14 protein-coding genes are annotated in these 14,116 nt (G+C 62.4%); 10 read left to right on the top strand and 4 right to left on the bottom strand.

Annotation, left to right across the window (positions count from 1 at the left end):
* Window positions 1-3: 3 nt before the first annotated feature.
* The 6 genes from atuC (at window position 4) to ppnP (ending at window position 6,529) form a co-directional block, all read left to right on the top strand.
* Complete coding sequence (gene atuC, locus ACW9IB_RS19315; protein WP_457414952.1) at window positions 4-1,620, top strand: geranyl-CoA carboxylase subunit beta; 1,617 nt, start codon at window positions 4-6, stop codon at window positions 1,618-1,620.
* A gap of 24 nt (window positions 1,621-1,644) precedes the next feature.
* Window positions 1,645-2,802: a citronellyl-CoA dehydrogenase gene (gene atuD, locus ACW9IB_RS19310; protein WP_457414950.1), complete on the top strand. Its 1,158-nt coding sequence runs from the start codon at window positions 1,645-1,647 to the stop codon at window positions 2,800-2,802.
* Window positions 2,799-3,560: an enoyl-CoA hydratase/isomerase family protein gene (locus ACW9IB_RS19305; protein ID WP_457414949.1), complete on the top strand. Its 762-nt coding sequence runs from the start codon at window positions 2,799-2,801 to the stop codon at window positions 3,558-3,560. Before atuD ends, ACW9IB_RS19305 begins: the two co-directional genes overlap by 4 nt.
* 117 nt (window positions 3,561-3,677) lie before the next feature.
* Window positions 3,678-5,564: an acetyl/propionyl/methylcrotonyl-CoA carboxylase subunit alpha gene (locus ACW9IB_RS19300; RefSeq protein WP_457414947.1), complete on the top strand. Its 1,887-nt coding sequence runs from the start codon at window positions 3,678-3,680 to the stop codon at window positions 5,562-5,564.
* 74 nt (window positions 5,565-5,638) lie between these two features.
* Window positions 5,639-6,181 (top strand): exonuclease domain-containing protein, encoded by a 543-nt coding sequence (locus ACW9IB_RS19295; RefSeq protein WP_457414946.1) that lies wholly within the window; start codon window positions 5,639-5,641, stop codon window positions 6,179-6,181.
* 63 nt (window positions 6,182-6,244) lie between these two features.
* A complete protein-coding gene (ppnP, locus tag ACW9IB_RS19290; RefSeq protein WP_058424671.1) occupies window positions 6,245-6,529 on the top strand; it encodes a pyrimidine/purine nucleoside phosphorylase in 285 nt (94 codons plus the stop codon).
* A gap of 50 nt (window positions 6,530-6,579) precedes the next feature.
* Here the strand turns inward: ppnP and ACW9IB_RS19285 are convergent, their stop codons facing one another.
* On the bottom strand, window positions 6,580-7,473 hold the full coding sequence (locus ACW9IB_RS19285; protein WP_457414945.1) for an AraC family transcriptional regulator: 894 nt from the start codon (window positions 7,471-7,473) through the stop codon (window positions 6,580-6,582).
* A gap of 100 nt (window positions 7,474-7,573) precedes the next feature.
* Between ACW9IB_RS19285 and ACW9IB_RS19280 the strand changes: the two genes are divergently transcribed.
* On the top strand, window positions 7,574-8,311 hold the full coding sequence (locus ACW9IB_RS19280; protein WP_457414943.1) for an SDR family oxidoreductase: 738 nt from the start codon (window positions 7,574-7,576) through the stop codon (window positions 8,309-8,311).
* Here ACW9IB_RS19280 and ACW9IB_RS19275 read toward each other — a convergent pair.
* A complete protein-coding gene (locus ACW9IB_RS19275; RefSeq protein ID WP_457414941.1) occupies window positions 8,301-9,107 on the bottom strand; it encodes an MOSC domain-containing protein in 807 nt (268 codons plus the stop codon). The two genes, ACW9IB_RS19280 and ACW9IB_RS19275, sit on opposite strands and share 11 nt — an antisense overlap.
* Before the next feature lie 39 nt (window positions 9,108-9,146).
* Entirely contained in the window at window positions 9,147-10,082 is a 936-nt protein-coding gene (locus ACW9IB_RS19270) for a chemotaxis protein CheV (protein WP_457366047.1), read from the bottom strand.
* 600 nt (window positions 10,083-10,682) lie between these two features.
* On the opposite strand from ACW9IB_RS19270, the gene ACW9IB_RS19265 reads away from it, so the two are divergent.
* From ACW9IB_RS19265 to ACW9IB_RS19255, 3 genes are all read left to right on the top strand, one after another.
* Entirely contained in the window at window positions 10,683-11,132 is a 450-nt protein-coding gene (locus ACW9IB_RS19265; RefSeq protein WP_457414940.1) for a hypothetical protein, read from the top strand.
* A gap of 370 nt (window positions 11,133-11,502) precedes the next feature.
* A complete protein-coding gene (locus tag ACW9IB_RS19260) occupies window positions 11,503-12,396 on the top strand; it encodes a sensor histidine kinase (RefSeq protein WP_457366121.1) in 894 nt (297 codons plus the stop codon).
* On the top strand, window positions 12,393-13,052 hold the full coding sequence (locus tag ACW9IB_RS19255) for a response regulator (RefSeq protein WP_457366049.1): 660 nt from the start codon (window positions 12,393-12,395) through the stop codon (window positions 13,050-13,052). Before ACW9IB_RS19260 ends, ACW9IB_RS19255 begins: the two co-directional genes overlap by 4 nt.
* Here ACW9IB_RS19255 and yegS read toward each other — a convergent pair.
* Window positions 13,011-13,931 carry a lipid kinase YegS gene (gene yegS, locus ACW9IB_RS19250; RefSeq protein ID WP_457366050.1) on the bottom strand — a complete coding sequence of 307 codons (921 nt, stop codon included), beginning with the start codon at window positions 13,929-13,931 and terminating at the stop codon, window positions 13,011-13,013. The two genes, ACW9IB_RS19255 and yegS, sit on opposite strands and share 42 nt — an antisense overlap.
* Window positions 13,932-14,116 lie beyond the last annotated feature (185 nt).

Here is a 14,116-nt window from a genome sequence, read left to right as displayed (position 1 = left end):
GCGATGCCCGTGATTGAATCCCTGATCGATACCCACAGCGCGCCGTTCGCCCAGAACCGCGAGGCGATGCTGGCCGCCATCGCCCAACTGCGCCAGCTGGAGCGCAAGCTGCTCGACAAGGCACAAGAAGCCAAACCCAAATTCGACAAGCGCGGCCAACTGTTGCCCCGCGAGCGCCTCGACCTGCTGCTGGACCCCGGCGCGCCGTTTCTGGAACTGGCCAGCCTGGCCGGCTACAAGCTGCACGACGACAAGGACGGCAGCGCCGCTGGCGGCGGCTTGATCGCCGGCATCGGTTACGTCAGCGGCGTGCGCATGTTGGTGGTGGCCAATAACAGCGCGATCAAGGGCGGCACCATTTCGCCCACCGGCTTGAAGAAATCCCTGCGCCTGCAACAGATCGCCCTGGAAAACAAACTGCCGGTGGTGACCCTGGCCGAAAGCGGCGGCGCCAACCTCAACTATGCCGCCGAAATTTTCGTCGAAGGCGCGCGCAGCTTCGCCAATCAGGCACGGATGTCGGCCATGGGCCTGCCGCAGATCACCGTGGTGCATGGCTCGGCCACCGCGGGCGGCGCCTATCAACCGGGCTTGTCGGATTACGTGGTGGTGGTGCGCGGCAAGGCCAAGCTGTTTCTGGCCGGGCCGCCGCTGCTCAAGGCCGCCACCGGTGAAGTAGCAACCGATGAGGAACTGGGCGGCGCCGAGATGCACGCGCAAACCGCCGGGACTGCCGAATACCTGGCGGAAAATGATGCAGACGGCGTGCGGATCGTGCGCGACATCGTCAGCGTGCTGCCGTGGAATGATCGCCTGCCGCTGGCGCCGCAACGAACCTGCGCAGAACCGCTGTACCCCATCGACGAACTGCTGGGCCTGATCCCCGACGACCCGAAAAAACCCTATGACGTACGCGAAATCCTCGCGCGCCTGGCAGACGGTTCCCGCTTTCTCGAATTCAAGGGCGAGTTCGACCCCCATACCGTCTGCGGCCACCTGCACATCCAGGGCCATGCGGTCGGCGTGATCGGCAACAACGGCCCCATCACGCCCAAGGGCGCGAACAAGGCCGCGCAGTTTATCCAGCTGTGCGACCAGAGCCGCACGCCGCTGCTGTTTTTGCACAACACCACCGGTTTCATGGTGGGCACCGAGTCCGAACAGCAGGGCGTGATCAAGCACGGCGCGAAGATGATCCAGGCGGTGGCCAATGCCCGCGTGCCTAAACTGACCGTGGTAGTGGGTGGTTCCTACGGCGCCGGCAACTATGCCATGTGCGGACGCGGCCTCGATCCGCGTTTCATCTTCGCCTGGCCCAACAGCCGCACGGCAGTGATGGGCGGCGCCCAGGCGGGCAAGGTGCTGCGCATCGTCACCGAGGCCAAGCAATTGAAGGACGGCCTGGTGCCCGACCCCAAGGTGCTGGACATGCTGGAGCAGGTCACCGCGCAGAAACTCGACAGCCAGTCCACCGCGCTCTACGGCAGCGCGAATCTGTGGGATGACGGGCTGATCGACCCACGGGACACCCGGACGTTGCTCGGCTTTTTGCTGGATATCTGCCATGAAGCCGAGGTGCGGCAGTTGCAACCCAACAGTTTTGGCGTGGCGCGTTTCTAAACGACGATCAGGAGAACAACCACAATGATCTTTACCCAGGAACACCAGGAACTGCGCCGCACTGTCCGGGCCTTCGTCGACCGCGAGATCAACCCCCATGTGGACGAGTGGGAAAAGGCCGGGCGCTTTCCCATCCACGCGATCTTCCGCAAGGCCGGCGAGCTCGGGCTGCTGGGCATCTCCAAGCCGGAGAAGTTCGGCGGCATGGGCCTGGACTACAGCTATTCGATCGTCGCCGCCGAAGAGTTCGGCACCGTGCGCTGCGGCGGCATTCCCATGTCCATCGGCGTGCAGACCGACATGTGCACCCCCGCCCTCGCCCGTTTCGGCTCCGACGAACTGCGCGAAGAGTTCCTGCGCCCAGCCATCAGCGGCGAACAGGTCGGCTGCATCGGCGTGTCGGAAACCGGCGCCGGCTCCGATGTGGCAGGGCTCAAGACCCAGGCCCGCAAGGACGGCGACGACTACGTGATCAACGGCAGCAAGATGTGGATCACCAACTCGCCCAGCGCCGACTTCATCTGCCTGTTGGCCAACACCTCCGACGACAAACCGCACATCAACAAATCGCTGATCATGGTGCCGATGAACACCCCGGGCATCAGTGTCAGCCCGCCCCTGGAAAAGCTCGGCATGCACAGCTCCGAAACCGCCCAGGTGTTCTTCGATGACGTGCGTGTGCCCCAGCGCAATCGCATCGGCCACGAAGGCGCCGGGTTCATGATGCAGATGCTGCAGTTCCAGGAAGAACGCCTGTTCGGCGCGGCCAATATGATCAAGGGCCTGGAGCACTGCATCGACAGCACGATCGAGTACTGCAAGGAGCGCCAGACCTTCGGCAAGGCGCTGATCGACAACCAGGTCATTCACTTTCGCCTGGCGGAGCTGTCCACCGAAATCGAATGCCTGCGCGCGCTGGTGTACCAGGCCACCGAGCAATACATCAAAGGCCAGGACGTAACCCGCCTGGCGTCCATGGCCAAGCTCAAGGCCGGGCGGCTGGGCCGTGAAGTCAGCGACAGCTGCCTGCAATACTGGGGCGGCATGGGCTTCATGTGGGACAACCCGGTGGCGCGGGCCTATCGCGATGTGCGGCTGGTGTCGATCGGCGGCGGCGCCGACGAAATCATGCTGGGCATCATCTGTAAATTGATGGGCACCCTGCCGGGGAAAAAACCATGAACACCCTGCTGCTCGAACCGCACAACGGCGTGCTGCACATCACCCTCAACCGTCCCGAGCAGCGCAATGCCATGAGCCTGGAAATGGTCGACGAACTGCGCGCCGTGCTGGCAGACCTGGATAGCCGTACGCGAGCGCTGGTGATCAGCGGCGCGGGCGGGCACTTCTGCGCGGGCGCGGATGTGAAAGACATGGCCAGCGCAGGTGACCGCATGCAAGCGTTGAACCGGGCATTCGGCACCCTGCTGCAAGCGGTCGAAGCCGTGCCGCAAGTGGTCATCGTGGTGCTGCAAGGCGCAGTGCTGGGCGGCGGGTTTGGCCTGGCGTGCGTGAGTGATATTGCGATTGCCGATCATCAGGCGCAGTTCGGTTTGCCGGAGACTGGCTTGGGTTTGTTGCCCGCGCAGATCGCACCGTTCGTGGTCAAACGCATCGGGCTGACCCAGGCTCGACGCCTGGCGCTGACGGCGTCGCGGTTTGATGGCGTTGAAGCCGAACGACTGGGCGTCGTGCACTTCACCGAACGTGACCCGCAGGCGTTGGCAGAACGGTTGGATGAGCTGTTGGGACAGGTACTCAAGTGCGCGCCGCACGCCAACGCCCGGACCAAGGCGTTGCTGCTGGCCAGTGTGGAGGAACCGCTGGAGAACGTGCTGGATCGTGGGGCGCAGTGGTTCGCCGAATCCTTGAGGAGTGAAGAAGGCATCGAGGGGACGCAGGCGTTTGTGCAGAAACGAAAGCCTCGGTGGTGCAGATGACGCTTTCGCGGGCAAGCCCGCTCCCACAGTTGACCGTGTTCACACATCCAACCTGTGGGAGCTGGCTTGCCTGCGATGAGGCCCGATCAGACACCCCATCAGCCAAGGGATAAACCCATGCCCGCATTCAGCAAAATCCTGATCGCCAACCGCGGCGAAATCGCCTGCCGCCTCCAGCGCACCGCCCAGGCCCTGGGCTACCGCACCGTGGCGGTCTACAGCGACGCCGACGCCCAGGCCTTGCACGTGCAGATGGCCGACGAAGCCGTGCGCATCGGCCCCGCGCCGGTGCAGCAGTCCTACCTCGACATGCCGGCCATCCTCGCCGCCGCCAAAATAACCGGCGCAGATGCAGTCCACCCCGGCTACGGTTTTCTCTCCGAAAACCCCGACTTCGCCCGCGCCTGCCAAGACGCCGGCCTCACCTTTATCGGTCCTGGCGTCGAGGCTATCGAACTGATGGGCAGCAAACGCCAGTCCAAACTCGCGATGCTCGAAGCGGGCGTGCCGTGCATCGCCGGCTACCAGGGCAGCGCCCAGGATGACGCCACGCTGCAAACGGAAGCCGAACGCATCGGCTACCCGTTGATGATCAAGGCCAGTGCCGGTGGCGGCGGGCGCGGCATGCGTCTGGTGCACAGCGCCGATCAACTGCCCGAGCAACTACGCACCGCGCGTTCCGAAGCGTTGAATGCCTTCGGCAGCGATGAGCTGATTCTGGAACAGGCCCTGATCGACCCACGGCATGTGGAAATCCAGATTTTCGGCGACAGCCACGGCAACCTGATTTACCTGGGCGAACGCGACTGCTCGATCCAGCGCCGCCACCAGAAAATCATCGAAGAAGCGCCCTGCCCCGTCATGACCCCGTCCCTGCGCCAGGCCATGGGCGAGGCGGCGCTCAAGGCCGGGCGGGCGGTCGACTACGTGGGCGCGGGCACCGTGGAGTTCCTGCTCGATCGCAACGGCCACTTCTACTTTCTGGAGATGAACACCCGCCTGCAAGTGGAGCACCCGGTGACCGAGCTGATCACCGGCCTCGACCTGGTGCATTGGCAATTGCAGATCGCCGCCGGCCAACCGCTGCCGCTGACCCAACAGGAGGTCAGCCTGAGCGGCCATGCCATGGAAGTGCGCCTGTACGCCGAAGACCCGGCCCAGGGCTTTTTGCCGCAAACCGGCGATGTGCTGCGCTGGGAGCCTGCGGCTGGGGTGCGCATCGACCATGGCGTGTGTGAGGGCCAGCGGATCAGCCCGTTCTACGACCCCATGCTGGGCAAACTGATTGCCCACGGCGCCACCCGTGAAGAGGCGCGGCGCAAACTGCTGCGGGCGGTGGAGGACACGGTGTTGCTGGGGGTAACCAGCAACCAGCGGCTGCTGGTCGATTTGCTCAAACACCCAGACTTTATCGAGGGTGAGTTCAGCACCGGTCTGATCGCCGAACACTTCAGCGAAATCCCGCGCCCCCAAGCCACCGCTGAGCAGTTGAACCTGGCCGCCGCCCTGTTCTACCAACACAGCGCCAACCGGAACGCCCAGGGTCTGGCGGGCTGGAGCAACGCCGTCCGAACGCCCTGGACCTGTCGCCTGGAGGCCAACGATGAAATCCACCGGGCAGACGCCAGCGCCGTGAGCGAGCTGAGCACCGATGGCCGCCATGCGATCGTGGTGCTCAATGGCGTTCGCCGGCGCATTGCCTATTACCTGGACGGCGACCAACTCTGGTTGCCCGGCCTCAAGGTGACGAATCGCACCCAACAAGCGGCCAGTCGTCAGGCCGAGGCCGGCAGCGGCATGGTCAAGGCGCCGATGGACGGTGCCATCGTCGATGTGCGGGTCAGCGCCGGCGAAAGCGTGATCCAGGGTCAACTGCTGCTGGTGCTCGAAGCCATGAAAATGGAGCATCCGCTGAAAGCTGGCGTCAGCGGCAGGGTCAAGACCGTGCAGGTCATGGCCGGCGATCAGGTGCGCAACCGCCAGGTTCTGCTCGAGATCGAATGATCCCCTAGGCGGAACTACAGGGCCGGGCTACGCTCTATCCCCATCAGGAAGGGATGAGTACGGGAACCTGCGCGATGCCTCATTGGCTGATCATTGACCTTGAAGCCACAACGGATGAAGGCGGCTGGCCCGTGACGGAGATGGAAGTCATCGAGATCGGCGCGAGCCTGGTCAACCGCGACGGCCGTGAGCTGGACCATTTCCAGCGCTTCGTGCGGCCACTGCGCCGGCCCTTGCTGACGCCCTTCTGCCGTCAATTGACCCACATCACCCAGGCCCACATCGACGCCGCCGCCCCCATGACCGAGGTGTGGCCGCTGTTCGAGCGCTGGTTGGCCAAACACCAGGCACGCCTGGAAGGCTGGGCCAGCTGGGGCGACTACGACCGTCAGCAACTTGAGCTGGAGTGGCAGCGCCATGACCTGGCCAGCGTGCTCGCCCACACGCCCCATGTGAACCTCAAGCAGCGCTTCGCCAAGGCGCGCCGCCTGGACAGGCCCCTGGGCCTCAACGGCGCGTTGCAGTTGGCCGGGATGCAGTTCCATGGGCAACAACACCGGGCGCTGGAAGACGCGCGCAACACTGCGCGCCTGCTGCCGTTGATTCTGCCGGTCTAGGCAGTTCCCATGCCCTTGGGCATACTGGCCGACCTTTTCAGACCCTTTTCCGAGGAATCAGCCATGTTTAAAGTCAACGAGTACTTCGACGGCACCGTCAAGTCGATCGCGTTCGGCACCGCAGAAGGTCCTGCGACCATCGGCGTGATGGCCCCGGGTGAATACGAATTCGGCACTGCCCAGCGCGAGATCATGCACGTGGTGTCCGGCGCCCTGACCGTCAAACTGCCTGACGCCAGCGACTGGGAAACCTTCGCCGCCGGCAGCCAGTTCAACGTGCCGGCCAACAGCAAGTTCCAGCTGAAGGTCGCCGTGGACACCGCTTACCTGTGCGAATACCGCGGCTAAGCAAGCTCAAGGCTCAAAAAAATGCCCGTCTCTGGTGAGACGGGCATTTTTCATGGCTTGGCGTACTGACTGGGTGGCACGCCCACGTGCCGGCTGAACGCTACGCTGAAAGTGCTGGTCGAACCGTAGCCCACCTGCTGCGCCACAGCCGACACCGACAGTGTGTGCTCCCGCAGCAATTGCTTGGCGACCTGCATGCGCCAGCCCAACAGGTATTCCATCGGAGCCACCCCGACCACCCGGGTGAACCGTGCAAAAAAAGCCGAACGCGACAGCGCCGCGATCTGCGCCAACTGCCCCACCGTCCAGGCATGCGCAATGCGTCCATGCATCTGCTTGAGTACGGGCGCCAACCGCTCATCCGCCAGCCCGCGCAACAACCCGGCCGGGGCGCTGCCGCCCGCAACCGAACGCATGGCCTCCACCAGCAGCAACTCGACCAGCCGGCCCAATATGAACTCATTGCCAGGCCGCTGCTCGGCGGACTCCTCCCCGACCATCATCACCAGCGCCGACAAACGCGCCGAATCACGCACGTGGACAACGGCAGGCAACAGCGCCACCAGCAAGCCCGGATCGGCGCATTCGAACACAAATGAGCCACCCAGCGAGCGCATTTCCGGCAAGCCGTCCTGTTCGCCGTAGCGCAACTCGCCGCGCACGCTGGCGACTGCATGGGGGTCCATGGGCACCGCCGGCGCGGGCGCAAAACTCGACAGCGTAAACGGCGGCGTTGCGGGCAGCAGCACAAAATCACCGGCAGCGAGGATGATCGGCGCGTGCCCGTCCACCGCCAGCAGGCAACTGCCCTCCAGCATGATGCAGAAGCTCGGCAGGCCAAATTCTGAATACCGCACAGCCCAACTGCCCCGGCCACTGACCGGGTTGGCAAAGGCTGCCCGTGGATGCAGCAGGCGCACGACTTCGGAAAGCGGATCGGCCATATCAGGATTCCTGCCAAACAAATGTGGACTGCGCATCATCGATCATCCACGCACATTTCTCTATCGTTGCCCGGACTCTTCCCACAACTTGGAATCGCACATGAAAACGGTACTGATCACCGGCTGTTCATCCGGCTATGGCCTCGAGACCGCGCGCCACTTTCTCGCCCAAGGCTGGAAGGTCATCGCCACGATGCGCACCCCTCGGGAGGATTTGCTCCCCTCTTCGCCGCACCTACGCGTGCTGGCACTGGACGTGACACGGCCCGACAGCATCGCCCAGGCCCTGGAAGCCGCCGGCCCCATCGATGTGCTGGTCAACAATGCCGGAATCGGCCTGCTCGGCGCCTTCGAAGCCACCCCCATGGCCACCGTGCGCGAAATCTTCGAGACCAATACATTTGGCGTCATGGCGATGTGCCAAGCGGTGATCCCGCAATTTCGTCAACGCCGGGCCGGTACGATTGTGAATGTCACCTCCAGCGCGACCCTGGCGCCCTTCCCTCTGGTGGCGGCCTATACCGCAAGCAAGACTGCCATTGAAGGCTTTTCCGGATGCCTGGAACTGGAGCTCGAGGCGTTCGACGTGCAGGTCAAGGTGGTTCAACCGGGCTACGGTCCCGATACCCGCTTTACCGCCAACGGTGAACAACGCATGCAGGGACTGATTACCGACGCTTACGAACCGCTGGCTCAACGAGTGTTTGCCTGGGCGGGCCAAGCCACGCAGTTCACAAAAGAAGCCGATGTGGCCGAAACGGTCTGGCATGCGGTGAACGTCGCCTCCAGCCAGCGGTGCTACCCCGCCGGCGCGGACGCCTTGGCCCTCACTCGATGATCGTCACCGGCATGCCCACTTCCAGGCGCCCCAGGCCATCGTTGACCAGGTTCTGGCCGAACATCACGTCGCCATCCTGTTCGCGGTAGGACTTGAGGGTGGTCAGGGGTTCACGGTCGCTACTGCGCTCGCCGCTTGCGGGGTCGATGGTGGTGAGGATGCACCGGGAGCAGGATTTGACCACGCGAAACTCCACATCGCCAATGCGCACACGTTTCCAGCCATCTTCGGCAAAGGCATCGGCACCTTCGATGACGAGGTTGGGACGAAAACGCAGCATTTCCATGGGGCGGCCAATGCGGCCGGACAGGTCGTCCAGAGAAGACTGACCGATCAGCAACAACGGAAAACCGTCGGCAAAGCCGACCTGATCATCGTCCTTGCCGTAACCGGCCTCGGTGGTACGTGCACGCTCCAATGGCACGTGCACCAGGCGGGTGGGCTTGCCGATGAAGTCGCTGACCCAGGCCGCGGCGGCGTCTCCGGCGTCGGGCACGCGCAGGGTGTCACGCCAGATGGTCACGCCGCGCAAGTCGGCGTCGTCGCCCGGCAGCGGCACTTCCAGCGAACCGTGGCCGGATGAGCCGAGGGTGAGGCCACCCTGGCCGTTCCACAGCGCCGACAACTGGCTCATCTTTGCCACGGCCCGTTGCGTGAGGAAACGCCCGCTGGCTTCGTCCACCAGCATCCAGCGTCGATCCCCGTCCAACCCGAGCTTGTCCAGGCCGATAGACTGCAAGACTTCGGCCTTGCCGGATTTCAGGGGATAACGGTACAACGCGCTGAGACGAAGCATGGGCCTGCGTTCCTGAGGGACAAAGATGTCACCCTAAGGTCAAGCGGGCACTTCGTCCAGCATCAGACGCTGGCGCACCACATCCACCAGTTTGTCCGGCTGGAATTTGGACAGGAAGTTGTCGCAACCGACCTTCTTGACCATCGAATCGTTGAAGCTGCCCGACAACGACGTATGCAGTACGACATACAGGCCACGCAGGCGCGGGTCGTTGCGGATTTCGGTGGTCAGACGATAGCCGTCCATCTCGGGCATTTCGGCATCGGTGAAGACCATCAGCAGTTTGTCGGTCATCACCTGGCCAGCGTCGGCCCAGGCCTTGAGCATGTTCAGCGCCTTGAGACCGTCGCTGGCAATATGCATCTTCACGCCCAACTGACCCAGGGTGTCGCGCAGTTGCGACAGAGCCACGTTGGAGTCGTCCACCAGCAGCACTTCGCGGCCGCGGGCGCGCTCCAGGACCGGGTCCTCGAGCTTTTCGCGGGAGACTTTGGCGCTGTACGGCACGATCTCGGCCAATACCTTTTCCACGTCGATGATTTCCACCAACTGGTCATCGACCTTGCTGATGGCGGTGAGGTAATGCTGGCGCCCGGCGCTGGTGGGTGGCGGCAGGATCGCCTCCCAGTTCATGTTGACGATGCGGTCCACGCCACCCACCAGAAACGCCTGTACCGAACGGTTGTACTCGGTGACGATGATGGTGCTGTTGGGGCCGGGGACCAGCGGGCGCATGCCAATGGCCTGGGACAGGTCGATCACCGGCAGGGTCTGGCCACGCAGGTTGACCACACCGCAGACAAAAGGATGACGCTGGGGCATCAGGGTCAACTTGGGCAGTTGCAAGACCTCTTGCACCTTGAACACGTTGATTGCGAAGAGCTGACGCCCGGCCAGGCGAAACATGAGAATTTCCAGGCGATTCTCACCCACCAGTTGCGTGCGTTGATCTACCGTGTCGAGAATGCCGGCCATTAAAAGCTCCTGATGCGCTAAAGGGTTGTGCAACTGACGAAAACGCGTTCGTTCGGGTTCAACGCGGCGCCTTTGAAGACTTCGCGAGCGAGCTCGCTGCTAGGCAGCTTATCGGCGGCGAACGCCAGACCTTGACCCTGTTAAAATGCCACGTAAATTCATTGATGTCACACTGACATCATGCTTTACTGGCTACACCCTTGAAGAGGGCGATACAGCCACCTCGCGCGACATTGAAATCGGCGTGAGGTTCCGCTGCGTAAGGGATTCCCCTATGCACAATCAGGCCCAACCTGATATTCGCAATATCTAATAGCCATTAATGTGACGCCATTCTCATTGCATGAATGGAGTCAGGCTTTTGTTTGCCATCCCAAGCCCTTGGCCCACGGGTCTTTCAGACATTCACCTGTCGGCATTCGAAGTTGTGCAACTGAGCCCTTTGAACAGGGCTGCGGCGAGCTGCCGGCCTTATTTAAATAACGGTCCGACTGAAAAGCCAGAAGCAACCTACAGATTCCAGTCATATTTCAGCGGTAGTTTTAAGCCATTCACCCGGTGCAACATCCCATCACCCAACCGTATGTTGTGGAGACTTGCATGATGAACAGCGCAAATGAATGGCAAACCACACTTCCCGAGTTCCTGCTTGAAGCGGAAATGCTGCTTGCCAAATCGGAAGAGTGCCTGAGCCATCTGCACCTGATCCGTGACGACAGCGACGCCATCGACTGCATGAAAAGCAGCCTGGCCAAGCTGGCTGAAAAGGCCGACAGCCTTGCCTTGCAGGCGATCAGCGAGTTTTCGCGGCACATCCAGTCCCTGATCGCCAATGCAGCGAGCCCCATGCAATTGCATGATCAGGCCCTCAAGGCTTTGCACGATTGCCTCACGTTGCTGGCCTGGCAACTGGAGCTGATCGACATGCGCACCGGCCAACTGAGCATGGACGACAGCGAACAGACCACACTGATTGCAACAGTCACGCTGCAAATTCCGCAGAAAGATTTCAGTTATAAACCTCAACAGCGGATGCATCACGCGTCTTGAGTAGTTATCAGGTCGTATTCAAATCGGGTTTATCTGAAAACGACACACCCAACTAAAGTGAAACATTATTACAATCGGGAAAGATATCAATTAGCCACTAATGGCATCTAACGATACACACCCCCCCGTTAATAACACGCCCCCTATTTCGTTAACTCTGGGACTATCGCCCCAGTGTATTTGCGTGGTTAATGCGCTTGCCGGTTCAAGGTGCCAGGCGACCAACGGTAACAGTGGTGGTACTATGCACCGCTCGAAGTGATTCAACTTCATCATGCATAAAAACGATTCGGCAAGGTATTCCAAACAAAGCCCCGTCAATCTCCATGACCGGTCTTCCCGCAGCGAACCTTCAGTGGCTCCATCCGCTATGTACACCAGCCTCAAGTCACTCCTCGAAAGGTCCGTGTCGCGCAGCAACTTGCGCCGCCTGGCACTTGCCCTGTGCGTGTGTTCGCTGTTGTTCAGCCTGTGGGCGTATAGCCGCTCCGTACCCGTGCCGATCATCGTCCTGCTGCTCAACCTGGCCATCCTGCTGGTGGTGGGATTGCAGCAGTGGCGCTCACGCAAATCCATCAAGTTCCAGCCCCAGGAGCTCGCCGACCGCTTGCTGCAGGTGCAGGAGAACGAGCGCCATCGCCTCAGCCGCGAGCTGCACGACGACATCGGTCAGTTGCTGACCGCCGCCAAGCTGCAGAGCGAATGGCTCAAGCGCCGCCTTCCCGACGATCTGCAAAGCCAATGCTCGGTCCTGTGCAACACCCTGAATGAAACCCTGGCCAAGGTGCGCGACGTGTCCGCCATCCTCAACCCGCGCCAGTTGGCCAGCCTGGGCCTGGAAGCCAGCCTGCGCGCGCACCTGCTCAAGACGTTGGAAAACACCCCGATTCACTGGAGTCTGGAATGCCAGCAACGCCTGACCGGCATTCCCGAAGAAATGGCCGTGGCGGCCTTTCGCATCACCCAGGAAGCGGTGACCAACATGCTACGCCATGCCCAGGCGCGCAATCTGTTGGTACGCCTGCAACGCCTGCCCGAAGGCTTGTCGCTGTTCATCAGCGATGACGGCCAGGGCTTTTCGCCCGCCATCAACCCCGGCCTGGAAGGCCAACGGGGCATGGCCGGTATGTCGGAGCGGATAGATCAGCTGGGCGGCTCATTGTCCGTCAGCAGCCAGCCAGGCAAAGGGACACGGATCGAAGCGCTTTTCCCCTGGGCGCCCCGCGCCCTCGAACGGGCCAGTTCCCCTAAGGTTCTAGAGTGACCTGCAAATTACTCCTGGTGGATGACCATGCACTGATCCGGGCCGGCGTACGCGCACTGGTCCAGGACATTACCGGCTACAGCGTCGTGGGCGAAGCCAGTGACGGTGCGCAGTTGCTGGAGAAATTCAGCGCCCTGCAACCCGATATCGTGCTGCTGGACCTGTCGATGAAACACACCGGCGGCCTGGACGCCCTGCAACAGCTCAAGCGCGCCTACCCCAAGAGCCGCGTACTGATCCTGTCGATGCACACCGACCCGGAACTGATCATGTGCGCGCTGGAGTCCGGTGCCCACGGCTACTTGCTCAAGGACACCACCGCCAACGAGCTGGAGCACGCCCTTCTCGCGCTGCGCAACAACGAACGCTACCTGAGCCCGGCAATCGCCCACACGGTGATCAACCAGGCACTGGTGCGCAACCAGGGTCCGGCGTCGGCAACCGCACACACCCACAACCTAACGGCTCGCCAACTGGAGATCCTGCGCCTGATCGTACGCGGCAAGTCCACGCGGGAAATCGCCCATGGCCTGGGGCTGAGCATCAAGACCGTGGAAGCCCACCGCTCGCAGATCATGAAGCGCCTGCAGATCTTCGACGTGGCCGGCCTGGTGTTATTTGCGGTGCGCGAGCAGATCATCAGCCTGGACGACTAGGGGCGAGTCCTCCGGCAAGTGCACGCGCAATGCCTTGGGCAGGGCTTCGAAGTGCAGGTCATTGCCCTCCAGCGGCTCGCCATCCAGGTTGATGTACAAGCCTTGCGCCACCTTGATATTCACCCACGGCAGGCGTGCGCGTACGAACATGGTGTCCAGCCCCCAGCCGTTGTTCATCAGCTCGCGCAAGGTGCCGACCACTTCCTGGGGCGCCGGCAGGATGCTGATATCCAGCAAGCCATCATCGGCCAGTGCCCCCGGACACAGCACATGCCCACCACCGGCCTGGCGGCCGTTGCCGATGCCCAATGCCAGCAACTCGCCCTTCCAGTGGAAGTCCGGACCTTCCAACTCGCCATAGGCAGCCTTCAACTCGCTGAAACGGGTCAAGCCGGTGAAGAGATACGCGGCGCCGCCCAGGACCTTCTTCAAGTCTTCGGAAGTGTTGGCGGTGACCTGACTGCCGAAGCCGCCGGTCGCCATATTCAGAAAGATTTGCCCGCCGACCTGGCCCAGATCGATGGCGCGTGGCGGCACGTCCAGCAGTGCGAGGGCCTGGGCGGGCTCCAGCGGCACGCCGGCGGCCTTGGCGAAGTCGTTGGCGGTGCCCAGGGGCATCAGCACCAGGCTTGCGTCGGTCTTGGCCAGGGCCATGGCTTCGGCCACATCGCGCAAGGTACCGTCGCCACCACCGGCGATGAGGTGGGTGTAGCCGTCGGCCAGGGCTTCGGTGACCAGGCGCTGGGCATCGCCGCCTTCCCACGTCACGCGTACCGCCAACTCCCCGCCCTGCTCGCGCCGGGCCTGCACGGCGGCGCGTACGTCCTCGTTGAGGGCTTGCTTGCCGTGGAGGATCAACAGGGCTTTGGCGGTGGTCATTGGGGAATCTCCTGATTCAAAGGTGCTTGGAGGATGTGGACCTTTGGGGAGGGGGTTTGGTTTTGTTTACCGGGTGTATATCCGTTTTTTGGGTAACGGCTGCCTGAGTGGTGAAAAGCGCACGCGCTTCTCTGTGGGAGCTGGCTTGCTTGCGATGGTACTCACTGGGTGGGTCTGGTGGACCG

Source organism: Pseudomonas sp. SDO524_S393, assembly GCF_054071875.1.
The sequence above is the reverse complement of the archived record's forward strand: the minus strand, read 5'-3'. Positions and strand labels throughout refer to the sequence as shown.

Coding starts and splice junctions, on each gene's coding strand:
- ACW9IB_RS19300 (WP_457414947.1), top strand. CDS start 3,678: ATGCCCGCATTCAGCAAAATCCTGATCGCCAACCGCGGCGAAATCGCC.
- ACW9IB_RS19285 (WP_457414945.1), bottom strand. CDS start 7,473: ATGGCCGATCCGCTTTCCGAAGTCGTGCGCCTGCTGCATCCACGGGCA.
- ACW9IB_RS19265 (WP_457414940.1), top strand. CDS start 10,683: ATGATGAACAGCGCAAATGAATGGCAAACCACACTTCCCGAGTTCCTG.
- ppnP (WP_058424671.1), top strand. CDS start 6,245: ATGTTTAAAGTCAACGAGTACTTCGACGGCACCGTCAAGTCGATCGCG.
- atuD (WP_457414950.1), top strand. CDS start 1,645: ATGATCTTTACCCAGGAACACCAGGAACTGCGCCGCACTGTCCGGGCC.
- ACW9IB_RS19275 (WP_457414941.1), bottom strand. CDS start 9,107: ATGCTTCGTCTCAGCGCGTTGTACCGTTATCCCCTGAAATCCGGCAAG.
- atuC (WP_457414952.1), top strand. CDS start 4: ATGCCCGTGATTGAATCCCTGATCGATACCCACAGCGCGCCGTTCGCC.
- ACW9IB_RS19260 (WP_457366121.1), top strand. CDS start 11,503: ATGTACACCAGCCTCAAGTCACTCCTCGAAAGGTCCGTGTCGCGCAGC.
- ACW9IB_RS19280 (WP_457414943.1), top strand. CDS start 7,574: ATGAAAACGGTACTGATCACCGGCTGTTCATCCGGCTATGGCCTCGAG.
- ACW9IB_RS19295 (WP_457414946.1), top strand. CDS start 5,639: ATGCCTCATTGGCTGATCATTGACCTTGAAGCCACAACGGATGAAGGC.
- yegS (WP_457366050.1), bottom strand. CDS start 13,931: ATGACCACCGCCAAAGCCCTGTTGATCCTCCACGGCAAGCAAGCCCTC.
- ACW9IB_RS19270 (WP_457366047.1), bottom strand. CDS start 10,082: ATGGCCGGCATTCTCGACACGGTAGATCAACGCACGCAACTGGTGGGT.
- ACW9IB_RS19305 (WP_457414949.1), top strand. CDS start 2,799: ATGAACACCCTGCTGCTCGAACCGCACAACGGCGTGCTGCACATCACC.